The 15,995-nt window shown below is 47.7% G+C and carries 15 protein-coding genes; 4 read left to right on the top strand and 11 right to left on the bottom strand.

Translation table 11 applies throughout. The features are described 5' to 3' along the window. The first annotated feature begins 145 nt into the window (after positions 1–145). A complete protein-coding gene (locus SFSGTM_RS12675; protein WP_162085471.1) occupies positions 146–1,675 on the top strand; it encodes an alkaline phosphatase family protein in 1,530 nt (509 codons plus the stop codon). Here the strand turns inward: SFSGTM_RS12675 and SFSGTM_RS12670 are convergent. From SFSGTM_RS12670 to gpmI, 4 genes are read right to left on the bottom strand one after another with little or no spacing between them, the layout of a single operon-like run. Next, entirely contained in the window at positions 1,672–2,454 is a 783-nt protein-coding gene (locus tag SFSGTM_RS12670; protein ID WP_162085470.1) for a HesA/MoeB/ThiF family protein, read from the bottom strand. The two genes, SFSGTM_RS12675 and SFSGTM_RS12670, sit on opposite strands and share 4 nt — an antisense overlap. A gap of 1 nt (position 2,455) precedes the next feature. Then, a complete protein-coding gene (locus tag SFSGTM_RS12665; RefSeq protein ID WP_162085469.1) occupies positions 2,456–3,916 on the bottom strand; it encodes a S41 family peptidase in 1,461 nt (486 codons plus the stop codon). A gap of 23 nt (positions 3,917–3,939) precedes the next feature. Beyond that, entirely contained in the window at positions 3,940–5,145 is a 1,206-nt protein-coding gene (locus SFSGTM_RS12660) for a murein hydrolase activator EnvC family protein (RefSeq protein WP_162085468.1), read from the bottom strand. Between the two features lie 26 nt (positions 5,146–5,171). Continuing rightward, complete coding sequence (gene gpmI / locus SFSGTM_RS12655) at positions 5,172–6,725, bottom strand: 2,3-bisphosphoglycerate-independent phosphoglycerate mutase (RefSeq protein WP_162085467.1); 1,554 nt, start codon at positions 6,723–6,725, stop codon at positions 5,172–5,174. A 102-nt stretch (positions 6,726–6,827) separates the two neighbouring features. On the opposite strand from gpmI, the gene SFSGTM_RS12650 reads away from it, so the two are divergent. Next, complete coding sequence (locus SFSGTM_RS12650; RefSeq protein ID WP_162085466.1) at positions 6,828–7,157, top strand: ArsR/SmtB family transcription factor; 330 nt, start codon at positions 6,828–6,830, stop codon at positions 7,155–7,157. Between the two features lie 82 nt (positions 7,158–7,239). Beyond that, on the top strand, positions 7,240–8,556 hold the full coding sequence (locus SFSGTM_RS12645) for a carbohydrate porin (protein ID WP_162085465.1): 1,317 nt from the start codon (positions 7,240–7,242) through the stop codon (positions 8,554–8,556). Positions 8,557–8,693: 137 nt separating this feature from the next. Here the strand turns inward: SFSGTM_RS12645 and SFSGTM_RS12640 are convergent, their stop codons facing one another. The 7 genes from SFSGTM_RS12640 to SFSGTM_RS12610 all read right to left on the bottom strand — a co-directional run bounded on the left by SFSGTM_RS12640 (position 8,694) and on the right by SFSGTM_RS12610 (position 15,406). Next, positions 8,694–9,161, bottom strand: coding sequence for a hypothetical protein (locus SFSGTM_RS12640; protein ID WP_162085464.1), 468 nt, complete (start codon positions 9,159–9,161; stop codon positions 8,694–8,696). 184 nt (positions 9,162–9,345) lie between these two features. After that, positions 9,346–9,765 (bottom strand): hypothetical protein, encoded by a 420-nt coding sequence (locus SFSGTM_RS12635; RefSeq protein WP_162085463.1) that lies wholly within the window; start codon positions 9,763–9,765, stop codon positions 9,346–9,348. Between the two features lie 97 nt (positions 9,766–9,862). Then, positions 9,863–10,525, bottom strand: a complete 663-nt coding sequence (locus SFSGTM_RS17070; protein ID WP_198420561.1) for a homing endonuclease associated repeat-containing protein — start codon at positions 10,523–10,525, stop codon at positions 9,863–9,865. Between the two features lie 173 nt (positions 10,526–10,698). Then, entirely contained in the window at positions 10,699–12,483 is a 1,785-nt protein-coding gene (gene aspS, locus SFSGTM_RS12625) for an aspartate--tRNA ligase (protein WP_174237417.1), read from the bottom strand. 9 nt (positions 12,484–12,492) lie between these two features. Beyond that, positions 12,493–13,104 carry a DUF502 domain-containing protein gene (locus tag SFSGTM_RS12620; RefSeq protein WP_162085462.1) on the bottom strand — a complete coding sequence of 204 codons (612 nt, stop codon included), beginning with the start codon at positions 13,102–13,104 and terminating at the stop codon, positions 12,493–12,495. 13 nt (positions 13,105–13,117) lie between these two features. Further along, on the bottom strand, positions 13,118–13,366 hold the full coding sequence (locus tag SFSGTM_RS12615) for an FmdB family zinc ribbon protein (protein WP_162085461.1): 249 nt from the start codon (positions 13,364–13,366) through the stop codon (positions 13,118–13,120). Between the two features lie 75 nt (positions 13,367–13,441). Continuing rightward, positions 13,442–15,406: a site-specific recombinase gene (locus tag SFSGTM_RS12610; protein ID WP_162085460.1), complete on the bottom strand. Its 1,965-nt coding sequence runs from the start codon at positions 15,404–15,406 to the stop codon at positions 13,442–13,444. A gap of 132 nt (positions 15,407–15,538) precedes the next feature. Here SFSGTM_RS12610 and SFSGTM_RS12605 point away from each other — a divergent pair, with 132 nt between their 5' ends. Beyond that, complete coding sequence (locus SFSGTM_RS12605; protein WP_162085459.1) at positions 15,539–15,994, top strand: c-type cytochrome; 456 nt, start codon at positions 15,539–15,541, stop codon at positions 15,992–15,994. Position 15,995 lies beyond the last annotated feature (1 nt).

Below are 15,995 nucleotides of genomic sequence, written 5' to 3'. Positions count from 1 at the left end.
ATATGTCGTTGGAAATCAGCTCAAAATGTTCATGTACTACTTGTACACTGCGCTTTTTCGCTGATTTCCGCCTCATCTGAACTGCGCTCGCTACATCGTGCAAAGGTCTCAAAATAACAACTCATCATATTTATCTGGATACATAATGAAAATCACAATTAAACCTACTCTTGCAGCACTGATGTTGGCTGTGTCGTTTGTTAATCCTGTTGCAGCGCAGACAGATACTAAAGTCAGTGCTATCAAACATGTGTTATTGATCAGTGTGGATGGCTTGCATGCACTTGATTTGCAGAATTTTTCAACATCACATCCAAACTCTGCATTGGCAGGGCTAAAACGTACAGGTATTACTTATACTCAAGCTCACGTTGCTGGCCCGGCAGATTCATTTCCCGGCTTAATGGGCTTAATTACGGGTGGCACACCTGCGGTCACCGGGGTGTATTTTGATGTGTCGTATGATCGACATTTGTTCTCACCTGGCAGTCATTGCCAGCAGTTAGGTACGCCAGTCATTTATGATGAGTCAGTGGATGTGCCCGGTGCCGAAATAGGCAAGCCCGTGTTGCAAGCAAGCCTGTTGCCGCGTGGTGGTAAGGAGTGCAAACCCGTTTACCCGCATTCGTATTTGCGGGTTAATACGGTATTCGAAGTGGTCAGACAGGCTGGTGGACATACCGCCTGGATAGACAAACATCCAGTCTATGAAATCGCGAATGGGCCAAGCGGTCTAGGTGTAGAAGATTTATATACACCAGAAATCGGGTCAAATCCTGAGGCAGGTGCAGGCAAATTAAGTGACAAAATCACTGCGTCGATTGCTGGCACGGAACGTTACGATCAATCCAAAGTTGATGCACTGATTAATCAAATTCATGGTTTTAAGCATGATGGAAAGATATCAGCACCCGTGCCTATGCTATTCGGACTGAATTTACAGTCGGTCAGCGTAGCGCAGAAACTGGCTGGTTATCAGGCTAAATTTGGACGGCCAACACCAGAACTGGCAGCAGCTATGGCAAACAGCGATAAGCAGATTGGACAGATTGTTGCCGCATTACGGGAGCAGAATCTGCTGGATTCAACATTGCTGATAGTGACAGCAAAACATGGTAACGGACCGGTTAATCCAAAAATGCTTCATCATGTAGACGAAAAGGCGCTGTCGCGTGCTGTTGAGCAAGTGGCGCCGGGCACTTTGGCGTTTATGGCAGCAGATCGCAGTGCACTGATCTGGCTGCGCAATCAGAGTAAAACGGTTCAGGTTGCTGAGGCGCTGATGCGTAATCGTGAGCATCTTGGCATCAGTCAGGTGTTACATGGGGCGAGTTTGTCTTTACCATCGCCAGACACAGATACTCGTACCCCTGATTTGATCGTGTTGCCAAGAAAAGGTGTTATTTACAGCAAGCTTGGTGATACGAAAAAAGCTGAACACGGAGGTTACGATGATGATGATACGCATGTGGCATTGTTGATATCAAATCCGTCACTGGCAAGCACAGGGAAGTTAAACAGCAATCTGGTTACTACCACACAAGTGGCACCAACCTTGTTGCAGAGTCTGGGTTTGTCACCGGATGCGCTGGACGCGGTGACGAAACAGGGTACGCAGGTTTTGCCTGGGGAAAATTGGCATGCCATCAAACAGCAAATAACTAGTGGAATTTAGTTCTTAGGAATGGTGTAGTTGTGATTAGGTGGTTTTTTTCCACATACTGCACAATTCGCATCACGCTTGAGTTTGATGCTGCGCCATTGCATGTCGAGTGCATCCAGTAACAGTAGTCGTCCATTCAGTGTAGTGCCTGCACCAGTGATGAGTTTGAGGGCTTCGGCGGCCTGAGTGGCGCCAATGATGCCGACCAGCGGAGAAAATACGCCGTTCTCGCTACATCTTATTTCGTCTTCTGCGCCATTGTCTGGATACAGGCAGTGGTAGCAAGGGCTGTCTTCCTGTCTCAGATCAAATACAGTGACTTGTCCATCAAAGCGCACAGCTGCACCCGATACCAGTGGCTTGCGGTGGGTGACGCAGGCGCGATTGATGGCATGACGGGTGGTAAAGTTGTCACTTGCATCGATAATGATGTCGTGCGCTGCAACTTGTTGTGCCAATGCCGAGCCAGACAGGCGTTCTGTAATTGCGTTGATATGCGTGTTGGGGTTGAGTAGCTGTATGCTGGTTGCAGAAGATAGCGCTTTGTTCTGACCGATTGCATTGTGCTGATGGATGATTTGTCGTTGCAGATTGCTGAGATCCACGCTGTCATTGTCTGCGATGCTGATATAACCCACACCACTTGCGGCAAGATAGAGGGCGACAGGTGAACCTAAGCCACCTGCACCCACGATTAATACGCGTGCATCGAGTATTGCTTGCTGACCTGTTATGCCGATATCGTTGAGCAGGATATGGCGGCTATACCGCAACAGGTCAGCATCTTGCATCTTATTTTGCCAGGCTGGTTTCGACTGGTTTTGCAGGAGCATCCACGGTTTTAAGGATGTTGATCCCTTTGAGCAAGCTCAATGCCTGATTAAGCTGGAAGTCATCTTTGGAGACAATTTCGCCAGGCAGTAGTCTCCTGCCCTTATTTGTTTTATTCATCTTGTCACCCGTATTTTCAGGTGTGATCACCGTAGGTGGAGTGACAATTGTGGTGGTAGTAGTGACAGTGCTGTTTGGATTAGTCAAATGATTTTCCAGATCAACTTCGCGTACACCGAAACCATCCTCTTCGCTATTGCCAACGACTGTGCCTTCTTCAACCACGATATCAGGGGTGATACCTTTAGCTTGGATGGAGCGACCGCTAGGCGTGAAATAGCGCGCTGTAGTCAGTTTGATACCGGTGCCATTGCCAAGCGGCAGGATGGTCTGCACGGAACCTTTACCAAATGATTGCGTGCCCATAATGACAGCGCGTTTTTGGTCTTGCAGCGCACCCGCTACGATTTCGGAAGCAGAGGCAGAACCACTGTTTACAAGAACTACCATGGGTACAGATTTAACCCAGTCAGGCAACGCTTTGAGGTAGTCATCCTGATTGCCGCGCAGATAAAAATCTGGTGAGGCGGTGAGATGCATTTTCGAATCTTCCGCACGACCATCGGTATATACAACCAAACTGTTGGGCTTGAGGAAAGCGGCTGAGACACCAACTGCGCTGTTGAGCAAGCCACCTGGATCGTTGCGTAAATCGAGTACTAGGCCTTTTAGTGGCGCTTTGTTTTCTTTGAGCAAGGCATTGATCGCATCTACCAGATTCTCGCCAGTGTGTTCCTGGAACTGAGTAATACGCACATAGCCAAAATTAGGTTCGACCAGTTTGAATTTAACGCTCTTGACCTTGATGATGGCGCGTATCAGTGTCACGTTAAAAGGCTTGTTCATGCCTTTGCGTACAACAGTGAGTGTAATCGGTGTATTGGGTTTGCCGCGCATGCGTTTAACTGCGTCGTTGATGGACATGCCTTTGACTGGCACATCATCAAGTTTGATAATCAGATCACCACTTTTCAGCCCGGCTTTTTGCGCTGGCGTGTCTTCTATCGGTGAGACGACTTTGACAAAGCCATCTTCCATACCGACTTCTATTCCTAATCCACCAAACTCGCCTTGGGTGCCAACTTGCAAGTCTTTGAATTCATCTGCATCCATGTAGGCAGAGTGTGGATCAAGACCGGACAGCATGCCATTGATGGCCTGGCTAATAAGCTTTTTGTCTTCAACAGGTTCGACATAATCACTTTTGATTTTGCCATACACTTCGGTAAATGCACGCAATTCATCCAGCGGTAACGGCTGGGTAGCTTCACGATCTGCAATTGCAGAAAAGTTAAGTGAAACAGCAACACCGATGAATATGCCAGTGCTGACTAAGCCTATTTTTTGTAGTTTGTTGCGCATTGCGGGTCTTTCCTTTGTAGTGTTTATTTTGCTATCCATGGACTGGGGTCAAACGCCTGACTTTGATAGCGAAGTTCAAAATATAAACCTGTTTCGTTACTGCCACCAGTATTGCCAACGCTGGCGATCGTTTCGCCTGCTTTAATCGTTGCACCAGTCTGTTTATACAGGGTTTCATTATTACTGTATAGACTCATATAGCCGCCACCATGATCAATAATAATCAGATTGCCAAAGCCGCGCATCCAGTCTGCAAACACGACTTGACCAGCAGCAACCGCATACACAGGCTGCCCGGAAGCAGCCTTAATAAATAAGCCTTTCCATAAACTTGCGCCCTGTTCACGTGGAGTACCAAAACGATGGATTAGTTCCCCATGGGTTGGCATGATGAGGCGACCTTTTAGTTGCCCCAGACCAATATTCGGGGTGTAAGGCTGCTTAATCGGTGTGGGTGGGGGCAGCGTGTTGGTGGTCGATTTTCTGGATTGCTTGGCAACTCTGGCAGCTTCTCTGGCTTCTTTAGCGGCACGCGCGGCAGCTGCGGCTTCAGCTTTTTTGCGCGCAATGGCAAGGTCTTGCATGAGTTTGGTCATGCGTTTTTCATCTTGCTCCAAGGTGGCGATTTGCTGGCGTTGTTGCTGGATTTGCGAACCCAGTTGTTTAACAATTTGTTGTTTTTTATTGCGTTCTAATTCAAGTATTTTGCGCTGTTGTTCGCGTTGTTCACGAATTTTGTCCAGTTGTGCCTGTTGAGATTGTTGCTCAATAGCGAGCTGGTCGAGTTGTGTCACATTCTGTTGCAAGCTGCTGATCAACTGGTTGCGTGCGCGAGTGATGTAGCTTAAATAGGTTAAATTACGTGTGGTCTGATTGGGATTGCTGCCGTTTAGCAGTAGTTTAGTAGCATCACTCTGGCCTGATAAATACTGCTGGCGTATGAGTTGCATCAGTGCATTTTGTTGCCGTGTAATTGCAGAACGTGCTGAGTCCCCCTGATTGTGAAGTTGTGCGAGGGTTTGTTCGATATCGGTATTCTGTTGTTCTAATTCATAGAGGCTGCGATTGGCATCGCTAATGCTGCGTTCGGATTGTTGCAGCGCATCGCTTGCCTGGTTGCGATTGGTTTCAGCTTCGTGATTTTGTTGGCGTAACTGTTCTATTTTGGCATGAATGCCAGCAATGTCGGGCGCATCAACAGCATGCGCGCTGATGCTTAAAACGCACATGCTGGTGAAAATAAACTGACTGAATTTCACTCGTATTCGATGAGCGATTTGCCCGTCATTTCTTCTGGTTGTTTGACGCCCATGATGTTGAGCAAAGTCGGGCTGACGTCTTCCAGTGCGCCAGCATTGAGTAACTGTGCCGGGCGATTGCCAATATAAAGCAAAGGCACAAGATTGGTAGTATGCGCAGTGTAGGCCTGGCGAGTCACTTCATCGAGCATCAATTCAGCATTGCCGTGATCTGCGGTAATCAGGACTTCACCGCCTGTGGCGAGCATCGCAGGAATAACCCGACCCAGGCAGACATCAATGGCCTCGATGGCCTTGATGGCGGCTTCCAGATTACCAGTGTGTCCAACCATGTCAGCATTGGCGTAATTGCAGATAATGGCGTCGAAACGCTTGCTCTCAATGGCATCAACCAATTTGTCTGTGAGTTCAAACGCGCTCATTTCTGGCTTCATGTCGTAGGTGGCCACATCGGGTGATGGCACCATAATGCGTTCTTCACCTTCGTAAACCAGCTCTTCGCCACCGTTAAAGAAAAAAGTTACGTGTGGATATTTTTCGGTTTCGGCGATGCGTAATTGCTTCAAGCCAAGTTGTGCGATATGTTCACCAAAACCGTTGCGGATTTTTTCTGGTGGGAACGCAACCGATACATTGAAATCATCGCTATAACCGGTCAGTGTGCAAAAGTCAGCAATTTTCGGTGCATAGGGGCGTTCAAATTCGTTGAAATCAGGTTCGATGAATGGGCGCGAGATCTGTCTTGCACGGTCTGAACGGAAGTTCATGAATACGATGCTGTCACCGTCCTCAACGCGCACTGGCTGCGTGCCTGCGGGAACGATGCTGGTGGCTTTGACAAACTCGTCGGTTTCGCCACGTGCGTAAGCTTGCGCTAGTCCGTCTAGTGCATCAGTTGCGCTGAAATCAGCTTTGCCCTGAGTGATTAAATCATATGCTGTTTGTACTCGCGCCCAGCGATTGTCCCTGTCCATGGCGTAGTAACGACCGATGATAGAGGCGATGTGACCGGCGCCAAGTTCGTCTATTTTGGCTTGTAGATTTTTGAGATAGAGTTCAGCGCTCTTAGGCGCGGTATCGCGGCCATCCAGAAATGCGTGGACATAGATTTTTTTGAGCCCCGCATGCGCAGCCATCGCCAGCATCGCGTGGATATGTCGTTCATGACTGTGTACGCCGCCATCTGATAGCAGACCCAGAATATGCAGGGCACGGTCATTTTCCAGCGCCAGATCAACTGCACGTTTGAGCGCAGGGTTGGTAAAGAACGAGGTGCCTTTAATTGCCAGATCAATACGGGTGAATTCCTGATAAACAACGCGTCCTGCACCAATATTCAGATGCCCGACTTCCGAGTTGCCCATTTGCCCTGATGGCAAGCCAACAGCAGATTCAGAAGCCTGAATGAGCGTGTGTGGATATTGCTGCCAGTACTTATCCCAATTGGGTTTGGTTGCTTGCGCGATGGCATTGTCAGTGTTGCATTTACGGCAGCCGAAGCCATCTAGTATGATCAATAATGCAGGAGTCACGGGCGATTCTTTCTTCATGCAGAGTGAAATTTAATTTATATTTATTTTACCACGCGGATTTAGTATATTTTGTGTCATGTTGGATTATAATGATTAGGTTATATACTTATTTACTACGCGATGCCAACCAATAACCTAAATTTAGAACATATTGATTTGATCGACAAAGATGAGCACATTGAGCAAGCCTCACGTGCCATGAAAGCGATGTCGCATCCTCTGCGGTTGAAAATTTTATGTGTGCTAGGTGATAAAGAAGTTAGTGTGCAAGATATAGTCGACCATGTGGGCACATCGCAAAGTAATATCTCCCAACATCTGGCTATCTTGCGTGACAAAGGCGTTTTGCGCACTCGTAAAGATGCAAATAAAGTTTATTATCGCGTCGGCGATACCCGCACCTTGCGTTTAATCAGCTTGATGCGCGATGTATTCTGCGGATTTGCCTGATTTTCATTAAACTTTCATAAATTCAATTTGGCGGTTTGTTACAATCCAAGACTTTGAAGTTTAAGTCGCTATGTGGAGTTGTATGCCGTCTTTTGATATCAGGGTCTTGCTACTTTCAGGCGCATTAGCGCTGGCAACAACGTACAGCCATGCTGACACCGAAGAGTACAACCTTAAATTCCAGTCCACCTACGTCTGGCAAGTCAAAGATGCGTTTCCAGCGGCCTATTCAGGTGCCAACAGCCTGATCACGGCGCACGAAAAAAGCTATTCCTTTACCACCACCGCCGCATTTGGCTTTCGGCCTTGGGCAGGGGGTGAGATTTACTTCAATCCTGAATTGTCTCAAGGTGTGCCGCTGTCAAACTTGACTGGTCTGGCTGGTTTTACCAATGGTGAAATGGCGCGTACTTCGGGACCTCGGTTAGCGCTTTACAAGGCGCGACTATTTTTGCGGCAGACCTGGGGTTTGGGTGGTGGTAGCGAGCAACAGGATTCCGACATGAATCAATTGGCTGGTATGGTTGATAAACGCCGTGTTGTCTGGACCATAGGCAATCTGGCTGTGAGCGATATTTTTGACAATAACGCCTACAGTCACGATCCGCGCACCCAGTTTATGAATTGGTCTATCATGAACCAAGGCTCCTATGATTATGCAGCCGATGCGCGGGGTTACTCATGGGGAACAGCGGTCGAGTGGTATCGCGACAACTGGGCATTACGTGCAGGGCGCTTTATCCAGCCTAACCAGCCGAATCAGACCAGCCTGGACAGCGCAATCTTCACCCACTTTGGCGACCAGATCGAAATCGAACATGGACATGTCATTGCCAATCAGCCAGGTAAGATACGCGTGTTGGCATTCCGTAACCGCGCAATCATGGCGCGTTATGATGATGCCCTGAATTTAGCAGCAGCTACCAGCACCACACCAGAACTGAGTGCCGTGCGTCACGGCGAGCAGATCAAATACGGTTTTGGCCTGAATGCAGAGCAGTCCATCAGCGATAACATTGGCGTATTCGCCCGCGCAGGCTGGGGTGATGGTCAAACCGAAACCTACGCATTTACCGAAATAGACCAGTCTGTGTCTGCGGGCACGCTGCTCAAAGGTGCCGCCTGGGGACGCGCGCAAGATACGCTGGGCATTGCATTTGCTCGGAATGAACTGTCAAAAGCGCACCGTGATTATCTCGCTGCGGGTGGCTTGGGATTTTTTATTGGCGATGGTGCATTGAACTATCAGCCTGAGCTGATATTGGAGAGTTTTTATAGCTGGCAAGTAGCAAAACTGCTGAGTCTGACCGCAGACTGGCAACACATCCGCAACCCCGCCTACAACGCCGACCGCGGCCCTGTGGATATGGTGGCTTTACGATTGCATACGGAGTTTTGATTCACAGAAATGCTGCAAATCTGATTTTTTCAAAGCTAGTATATAACTAATTGAATTTATAGTTAAAATTTATGTGTGGAATGTAAGGCCTGACACTGCGCTTCGAATCTAGACCTGACCCCGAGCTTCGTTTAGTTTCAATTCAGCGTCTTTAAAAAAACCTTCTGCATTTTTTCAATACCATCACAAGCTTGGTTAGCATAGTCAGACTGTTTAGCGACTTCGTTTTTTAAATGAATATTATGAATGCTATCTCTTGAGTTAGTTAAGTTCACTAGATTTATTTTGCATGATTCATTAGTGAGCATTAAATTATCTAACGCATGAATGACTAAAGAGTCCTTGCTTTTACTACTCAAACCTTTATATAGTTCTACCGTATTGACAACAATCTCGAGAGAATCACTAATATTAAACTCTTCTAACCAAATGTCTTGATAAACACCGTCGTCAGTTCGCATCTTATTCTCAGTAAATGCGGACGCTATCTTTGTAGCTTGAACAACCATTTTTACACTTAGTTCATGTAATACGGTTGTGTCAATATCTGCAAATGCGCTTAATGAGAGTAAAAACAGAAAGCCAGCAACAAATAGTCTTTTCATCGCTATCCTCGTGGTAACTTAAAGTTCAACATAAAAAACCACCCCAAAAAATACCATTAAAACTACCTTCAAGATTTCTATTCTGGAACTAGTAATATAACGCATTGTATTCCAATAAATATAAACACATCCTAACGAATCTAGACTTGACCCCGAGCTTCATTGACCGTAAGGTTAGACCGCGTTACTTGAGAACGCGCTGTGCGGGTTTGCACTTGTACTCACCAATGAACGGTTCTCCTCTGTCTGATCGTGTGAGGCGAAGGCTTCCGACAACTTTGCTCAAATGTCCGCTGCGCGTTGCCTTGCTGCCGCACTTATTTGATGTTGTGTATTCAAAATCGGCTTCGTTCTCGCTTTCGGAACAAATTTTGTATCGCAGCAAGCCCTCGAACGTGCTTGTCATTCCTGCCTCGCCACTCACTGCAACGTCATTGTTCGAAAACCGCAATACGATTTGATCCGAGAAGGTATTTTTGCCATACGTAACTATTCCGCTGCAAACCAACTCATCAGATCGAAGAAGCTGTGCGTTCGCTTCAGAAAAGACAAGAAGACCTGCGGCGATAATTGTGGCCGTTACTAGATTGCGTGCAGTGTTCATGCGGAACTCCTTTAGCGGTCTAACGTCGAAGCGCAGGGCGCACGGAATGTCGCGAAGCGGCATGTAGTGCGTCCCTTGGAGCGCAGTGTTATGTGGCTTACGTTTCATGGAGGTTGGTTTTCCCCTGATTGCAAGCAAGACACAGTGTTTGAAGGTTTTCGATGACGGTCTCACCACCTTTTGACCACGGTTTGATGTGATCGACCTCAAGCACGACACCCGGTGTAACTGATGGCGATGCACCACACGCGCAACAACCGAAGCGGTCACGTTGGAGCACCTTGAAACGAAGCCGCAGGTCGGGAGACCGAGACGTTCGACGGGAAGCCACTCCAGAGAACTCGGAAGCTTCTGGCCCGGCCATGTCTTCGGAATTGGCATAGGCAACGAACACCTCAAGGGCTTGCCTCCAAGAACCAAAACGCCGTTCGTAGGTGGCGACATGGAATTTGCATGAAGGCTTTTGTACTTCCGAGTAACTGGGCTGCCGACCAAGGGTAAGCCACAAATCATAGAGGGTAGAAAACAACTGCTCGTCCGGGATGTTCCGCTCTATCGGAGTTTCCAACCCTGCTGCTTTCACAGCACCGTTCCAGGAGCCAAAGCGCCGAATGACCGTCGTTACGCCATACTTTCCGAAATCTTTGTAGGTGCGTTGCTTCACTTGTTGCTCCGATTGCTCGGACGCAACGCGCTGAAGATCAGCCAACAGGTCGTCGTCTGAGATGTTCCGTTTGTCGTGACTCAGTTCAAATTGCACGGGTCAGCCTTTGCCGCATAACGTAAAGTAGACACCCTAAAAAATGCCATAAAAAGCATCTTCAAGGTGTATATTCTGGAGTTAATAATGCAATTAATTGTATTTTAATAAGAAAAAATAACAACACACCCTAAATGTCGATGGAAATAACGACATCAGGGTATCTCTAATCATTAAGCCTTATTCACTTCCAAATTTCGCAAACGGATATGCAATTCACGCAGTTGTTTTTCATCTACATTATTAGGCGCTTGTGTCATCAGGTCGTTAGCACGCTGAGTTTTAGGGAATGCAATCACATCACGGATGGATTCTGCGCCTGCCATCAGTGCGACTAGCCTGTCCAGACCAAATGCCAGACCGCCGTGCGGTGGTGCGCCGAACTGGAGTGCGTCTAGCAGGAAACCGAATTTTTCCTGGGCTTGTTCTGCGCTGATACCGAGGGCGCGGAAGACTACGTCTTGCACTGCTTGCTGGTGGATACGGACTGAACCGCCGCCGACTTCCCAGCCGTTTAATACCATGTCGTAGGCGCGGGATAATGCTGCGCCCGGGTTGCTGGTGAGCAGTTCTTCGTGTCCGATTTTTGGCGCGGTGAACGGATGATGCAGCGCATCCCAGCGTTTTTCGTCCTCGTTGTATTCGAACATGGGGAAGTCGACCACCCACAATGGACGCCATTCGTTGACTGCATGACCGTGAGCGTGACCGACTTTGAGGCGTAGTGCACCTAATGCGTCGTTGACGACTTTGGCTTTGTCGGCGCCGAAGAAAATCAAGTCGCCATTTTTTGCGCCAGTGCGTTTGATGATTTCTGCCAAAGCTGCTTCAGGCAGGAATTTAACGATAGGTGATTGCAAACCTGGCTCAGTAACCTGGCTGGCATCGTTAACCTTGATGTATGCCAGACCTTTAGCGCCGTAAATTTTGACGAAATCGGTATAGTCGTCGATTTCTTTACGTGACAAGCTGGCGCCGTTCGGTACGTTCATCGCGGCAACTCGGCCACCTTCCATGTCGGCAGCGCCGCGGAATACTTTGAAGTCGACTGTTTTCATCAAATCGGTAAGGTCGATGAGTTCCAGTGCAATGCGCATGTCAGGTTTGTCTGAACCATAGCGGTTCATCGCTTCTGAGTAAGGCATGCGAGGGAACGGGCTGACCAGATCCACATCCATTACCAGTTTGAACATTTTGCGTATCATGTCTTCAACCAGATCCATGATTTCGTCTTCGTTCATGAATGAGGTTTCGATATCGACCTGAGTGAATTCAGGCTGGCGATCTGCGCGTAAATCTTCGTCACGGAAACATTTGGTAATCTGGAAATAACGATCAAAGCCAGACACCATCAGCAATTGTTTGAACAGCTGCGGTGATTGTGGCAACGCATAGAACATACCTGAATGCACGCGTGATGGCACCAGATAGTCACGCGCACCTTCCGGTGTGGAGCGGGTTAACATCGGAGTTTCAATTTCCATGAAGCCATTGGCATCGAGATGATCACGCAGGGTCTTGGCAACGCGGTAACGCAGGCGCATATTGGCTTGCATGGCAGGGCGACGTAGATCCAGATAGCGGTGGGTCAAGCGCACGTTTTCGGACAGGTTTTCGTCATCCAGCTGGAATGGCGGGGTGGCGGAGGCGTTAAGCACTTCAATGTCGGCGGCGACGATTTCGATTTCGCCAGTGGCCAGATTGGTATTGACCGTGCCTTCAGGACGGGCGCGAACCAGACCAGTGATTTTGAGGACGTATTCGCTGCGGATTTCTTCCGCTACTTTGAATGTTTCCGCTTGTTCAGGATTGCACACCACTTGCACCATGCCTTCACGGTCACGCAAGTCGATGAAAATAACACCGCCGTGATCGCGGCGACGGTGCGCCCAGCCAGTGATGGTAACAGTTTGATCTAGATGTGCGCGGTTAACCGCGCCACAGTAATGAGTACGCATAATGATTTTTTAAGTATGTGAAGAAGGAATAAGTTTTTCGGATGCGCTTGCCACACCCATGGATACGATGTATTTCAATGCGGTGTCTACGCTGATGTTGAGTTCTACAGTTTCACTTTTCTTGACGAAAAAATAAAATCCATTTACTGGACTAGGTGTGGTCGGAATAAATACCGCAACGTGCTCTTCAGATAAATGCTGAAGTAGCTCTTTAGGTAAATTGGTCTGGAATGCAATTGACCAGGCCTGAGGATGCGGATAACGCACCATCAGTACTTTACGAAACGCTTCGCCATTGCCCGAGAATAATGTGTCTGACACCTGCTTTACGCTGGAGTAAATTGACTTGACGATAGGAATGCGTGACAGTAAATTTTCCCAGTATGCTAGCAGGCGCTGACCCACAATGTTGGTGGCTACGACGCCACTCAAACCGATGACTGCCAGCGTGAGTATGACACCTAATCCGGGGATTCTATGTCCCAGCCAGGCTTCAGGACGCCACTCCATAGGAAGCAATAATAAACTCTGATCCAGTGAGGATATGATGAGATTAAGTGCCCAAATGGTGATGCCCAGCGGCACCCAAATCAGTAGACCGGTAATGAAGTAGCGTTTCATAAAGGGTGACGGTTTACACACACGCCGGGCATGCGCCCGTGCCACATGCTGGAGATGGCGCTGCTTCCGGCTTCGGACTGCCGTTTTTGAAATCGGTTACATAATAACCGCCACCTTTGAGCTGGAAGCCTGCAGCAGTGATTTGTTTGCTGAAAGTTTCCTTGCTGCATTGTGGACAAGTGGTTAATTCAGCATCAGACATTTTTTGCATAACATCTTGTTCAAAACCACAGTCGGCACATTTATATGCATAGATAGCCATGATAAAACTCCTGAAAATATATATAAGCGATATTGTACATTAAGCCATGTGAATTTAAGGCTATTTGCACTAATTTCAAGATCTAAATAGCTTGGCTATAAATCGCCAGGGGGCCGTTAATAAATCACTAACGACTTGAATTAGCCAGCGGCGTGCATCTTGCCTGGACATTTTAGAGGCTCTGAGTGCCAGATAAAATGCGAGGGAAAAGCTGACGGTAAGATTGATAAAGCCGATGGCTAATACACCCAGAGAACCTAGCGTAATGTTTACCCAACCTGCTTGCCAGCCCAGGGTGAATAGTGCGTAAGCAAGATTGGCAGCCCCAAAAGCAATATGGCGTATATCCAGTGGCAGGCCGGATAAGCTACCAAATGCGGCGACTAATCCCAGATATAAGCCAAAGAAAAAATTACCCGCTAATGCGCCTAGATTATGTTCAACATATCGCGTTATCCAGCGCCAGAGATGGGCGCCGATAATGTGTGTGGGCCAAGTCAGTAATGCCAGACGTTGCGGGATTTTTTCATGGATACTTTTGTTATCGTAATAACCGCTGACCACACCAGAAAGAAAAAGCCCAACGGCAGCAACTGCAGCATAGAACCAGTTCATTGGTGCTAACAGCGATACTTCGTTCAATAAAATCTGGGCTTTATCTGTGCCAATTGGCTTCCAGTGCCAGAAGTGATCTGCGACAGCCATGATGGCAAATGCAGTTAAAAATGCAAAAATCAGGTTACCCAGAATCGCCATCAACTGGCTTTTGAATACCTGTTGAATAAATGTTTGCAGCGCCTTGAACTGGCTGGCTTCGGTGCGTAGCTGAGTGAGTGTTTGCGCCATCCAGCTGGCGGTCATCGCTGGCTGTTTGGTCGCTATCGTTAACCCCAACATATAGACCAGTACAAAACCGAATGCATAATTCAGGCTGACCAGCGCCGCTTCTTGCAAGGGGAGAAAGTGTGACTTGGCAATGAAGATTTTGAGTAGCGCCATCACAGCAATAATAATACCGGCACCCGAGGCGGAGTAGAACATGCTGAATAATGCGGAGCGGTCTTCTGCCACATAATGCTCACCTGTGTGACCTGCGTGTTGAGTGATTTGGTAAGCCAGTTGTTGCGTGGTGTCACGTAACAGCCTTCTTATACTGTAACGTTCTCTTGTACTGTCACTAATCGTCACGAATAAGCTGATGATCAAATCCAGCTGTGCTAATCCGTCGGTACTGAGTATGCGTAATAATAAATCGAGGCGAGCCAGTTGCTGCTCTAAACGCACTCGCAAATGGGTGAGTTCAATACTGGTACCTTGGTGTGCAACATTGCGGGCAATGCGGTTTAATACTTCCTGGCATTGTTCTATCAGCACTTGTGCTTGTGCGATATCCGGTAATTGGTCTGTGTTACCGAGTATTCGGGTGGCAATTTCCTCATGCTGCGCTAAAAAAGGCGATGCATGCTGGCTAAGTTCAGGTTCCCGAGCGAGCAACTCTTGTTCTAATCCTGCCGCAGCAATACGGTGCGATAATCCATTAATGGCTTCGCGAAAGTTAATGTTGAGCTGGTCAAAGTCCGCTGCCGGTACGTCAGTCTTAAGTGTAATAAATAAACGTTGCCACAAGCTGGGATCAATACCGCCTATCCATACGCTGTCATCCTCGCGCAGCGTATTATCGAGCCAGTCGCGGAGGGAGTGGGTCAGGGGAAGCGGCGGTAGCAGTTTGAACTGTAGGCGTCGTGAAAATTCACCTGCAAAACTGTGAGTAGGTAAAATATCCGCGGACATCAACAGTTCACTGATCTGTTTTTGATTAATCAGGCTGAATAAATGCGTGCGTAATGCAGTCGCATAGTCTGGATTGCGTTCAATTAATCCTAATAAATCTGCTAATTTTTGAGTGGCTGAGGTAATATCTCTGCAGTTTTTGGGGCGGAGCAGAAAGAATAGCCGCCACATCAAGGCGTGCTGATCATTCGCAGGCTCTTGCATCATGCGTTTTAATGCGCGCTCTAAATATTCTGGTGTGTAATCCATTACGTATTCGACAAGGTGATAAACTTCGGTTGGTTGATTGTAACGTGTTATTGAACAAGAATTCGCGTTTTGGTTTCAGGATGCTGTCAGTGGCAAAGTGGCACTATCCTATCTGTGTTTGTGAGAGAAAGAATGATGATTAAATTATCCGTAATATTATTGGCTTGTTTTGCATTAGCCTCATGTAGCAGCAATGAGGATACCCATAAAGGCCAGCCTGTTACTAAACGTAAAGCGGTTTTTAAAGAAATGCTACGCTCTTTCGAACCTATGGGGTTGATGGTGCGTGAACGTAACCCTTACAATGCCGCTGAGTTTTTGAAATATGCTGAAGCGCTACAAGCCTTAAGCAGCCAACCCTGGCATTATTTTACCCCGGATAGTAATTACGCCCCGACTCGTGCCAAGCCTGATGTGTGGGATAAACCTGTAGAATTCAAACAGGCGCAACAGCATTTTATGGATGCGAGTACGGTGCTAGTCAGCACGGCAAAAACAGGTGATTTTAGTAAGATTAAACATGATTACGCAGCAGTAGAAGATAGCTGTAAAGCCTGTCACCAACAATTCCGTGGCATTCCACGTTAAA

Source organism: Sulfuriferula nivalis, assembly GCF_009937995.1.
In the GTDB taxonomy this organism is placed as follows: Bacteria; Pseudomonadota; Gammaproteobacteria; order Burkholderiales; family Sulfuriferulaceae; genus Sulfuriferula; species Sulfuriferula nivalis.
Note: the sequence above shows the minus strand (reverse complement) of the source record. Positions and strands in the feature narration are given on the sequence as shown.

What these genes read in the sequence shown, in the direction of transcription:
- SFSGTM_RS12675 (WP_162085471.1), top strand. Translation starts at nt 146, where the DNA reads ATGAAAATCACAATTAAACCTACTCTTGCAGCACTGATGTTGGCTGTG.
- SFSGTM_RS12670 (WP_162085470.1), bottom strand. Translation starts at nt 2,454, where the DNA reads ATGCAAGATGCTGACCTGTTGCGGTATAGCCGCCATATCCTGCTCAAC.
- SFSGTM_RS12665 (WP_162085469.1), bottom strand. Translation starts at nt 3,916, where the DNA reads ATGCGCAACAAACTACAAAAAATAGGCTTAGTCAGCACTGGCATATTC.
- SFSGTM_RS12660 (WP_162085468.1), bottom strand. Translation starts at nt 5,145, where the DNA reads ATGTGCGTTTTAAGCATCAGCGCGCATGCTGTTGATGCGCCCGACATT.
- gpmI (WP_162085467.1), bottom strand. Translation starts at nt 6,725, where the DNA reads ATGAAGAAAGAATCGCCCGTGACTCCTGCATTATTGATCATACTAGAT.
- SFSGTM_RS12650 (WP_162085466.1), top strand. Translation starts at nt 6,828, where the DNA reads ATGCCAACCAATAACCTAAATTTAGAACATATTGATTTGATCGACAAA.
- SFSGTM_RS12645 (WP_162085465.1), top strand. Translation starts at nt 7,240, where the DNA reads ATGCCGTCTTTTGATATCAGGGTCTTGCTACTTTCAGGCGCATTAGCG.
- SFSGTM_RS12640 (WP_162085464.1), bottom strand. Translation starts at nt 9,161, where the DNA reads ATGAAAAGACTATTTGTTGCTGGCTTTCTGTTTTTACTCTCATTAAGC.
- SFSGTM_RS12635 (WP_162085463.1), bottom strand. Translation starts at nt 9,765, where the DNA reads ATGAACACTGCACGCAATCTAGTAACGGCCACAATTATCGCCGCAGGT.
- aspS (WP_174237417.1), bottom strand. Translation starts at nt 12,483, where the DNA reads ATGCGTACTCATTACTGTGGCGCGGTTAACCGCGCACATCTAGATCAA.
- SFSGTM_RS12620 (WP_162085462.1), bottom strand. Translation starts at nt 13,104, where the DNA reads ATGAAACGCTACTTCATTACCGGTCTACTGATTTGGGTGCCGCTGGGC.
- SFSGTM_RS12615 (WP_162085461.1), bottom strand. Translation starts at nt 13,366, where the DNA reads ATGGCTATCTATGCATATAAATGTGCCGACTGTGGTTTTGAACAAGAT.
- SFSGTM_RS12610 (WP_162085460.1), bottom strand. Translation starts at nt 15,406, where the DNA reads ATGGATTACACACCAGAATATTTAGAGCGCGCATTAAAACGCATGATG.
- SFSGTM_RS12605 (WP_162085459.1), top strand. Translation starts at nt 15,539, where the DNA reads ATGATGATTAAATTATCCGTAATATTATTGGCTTGTTTTGCATTAGCC.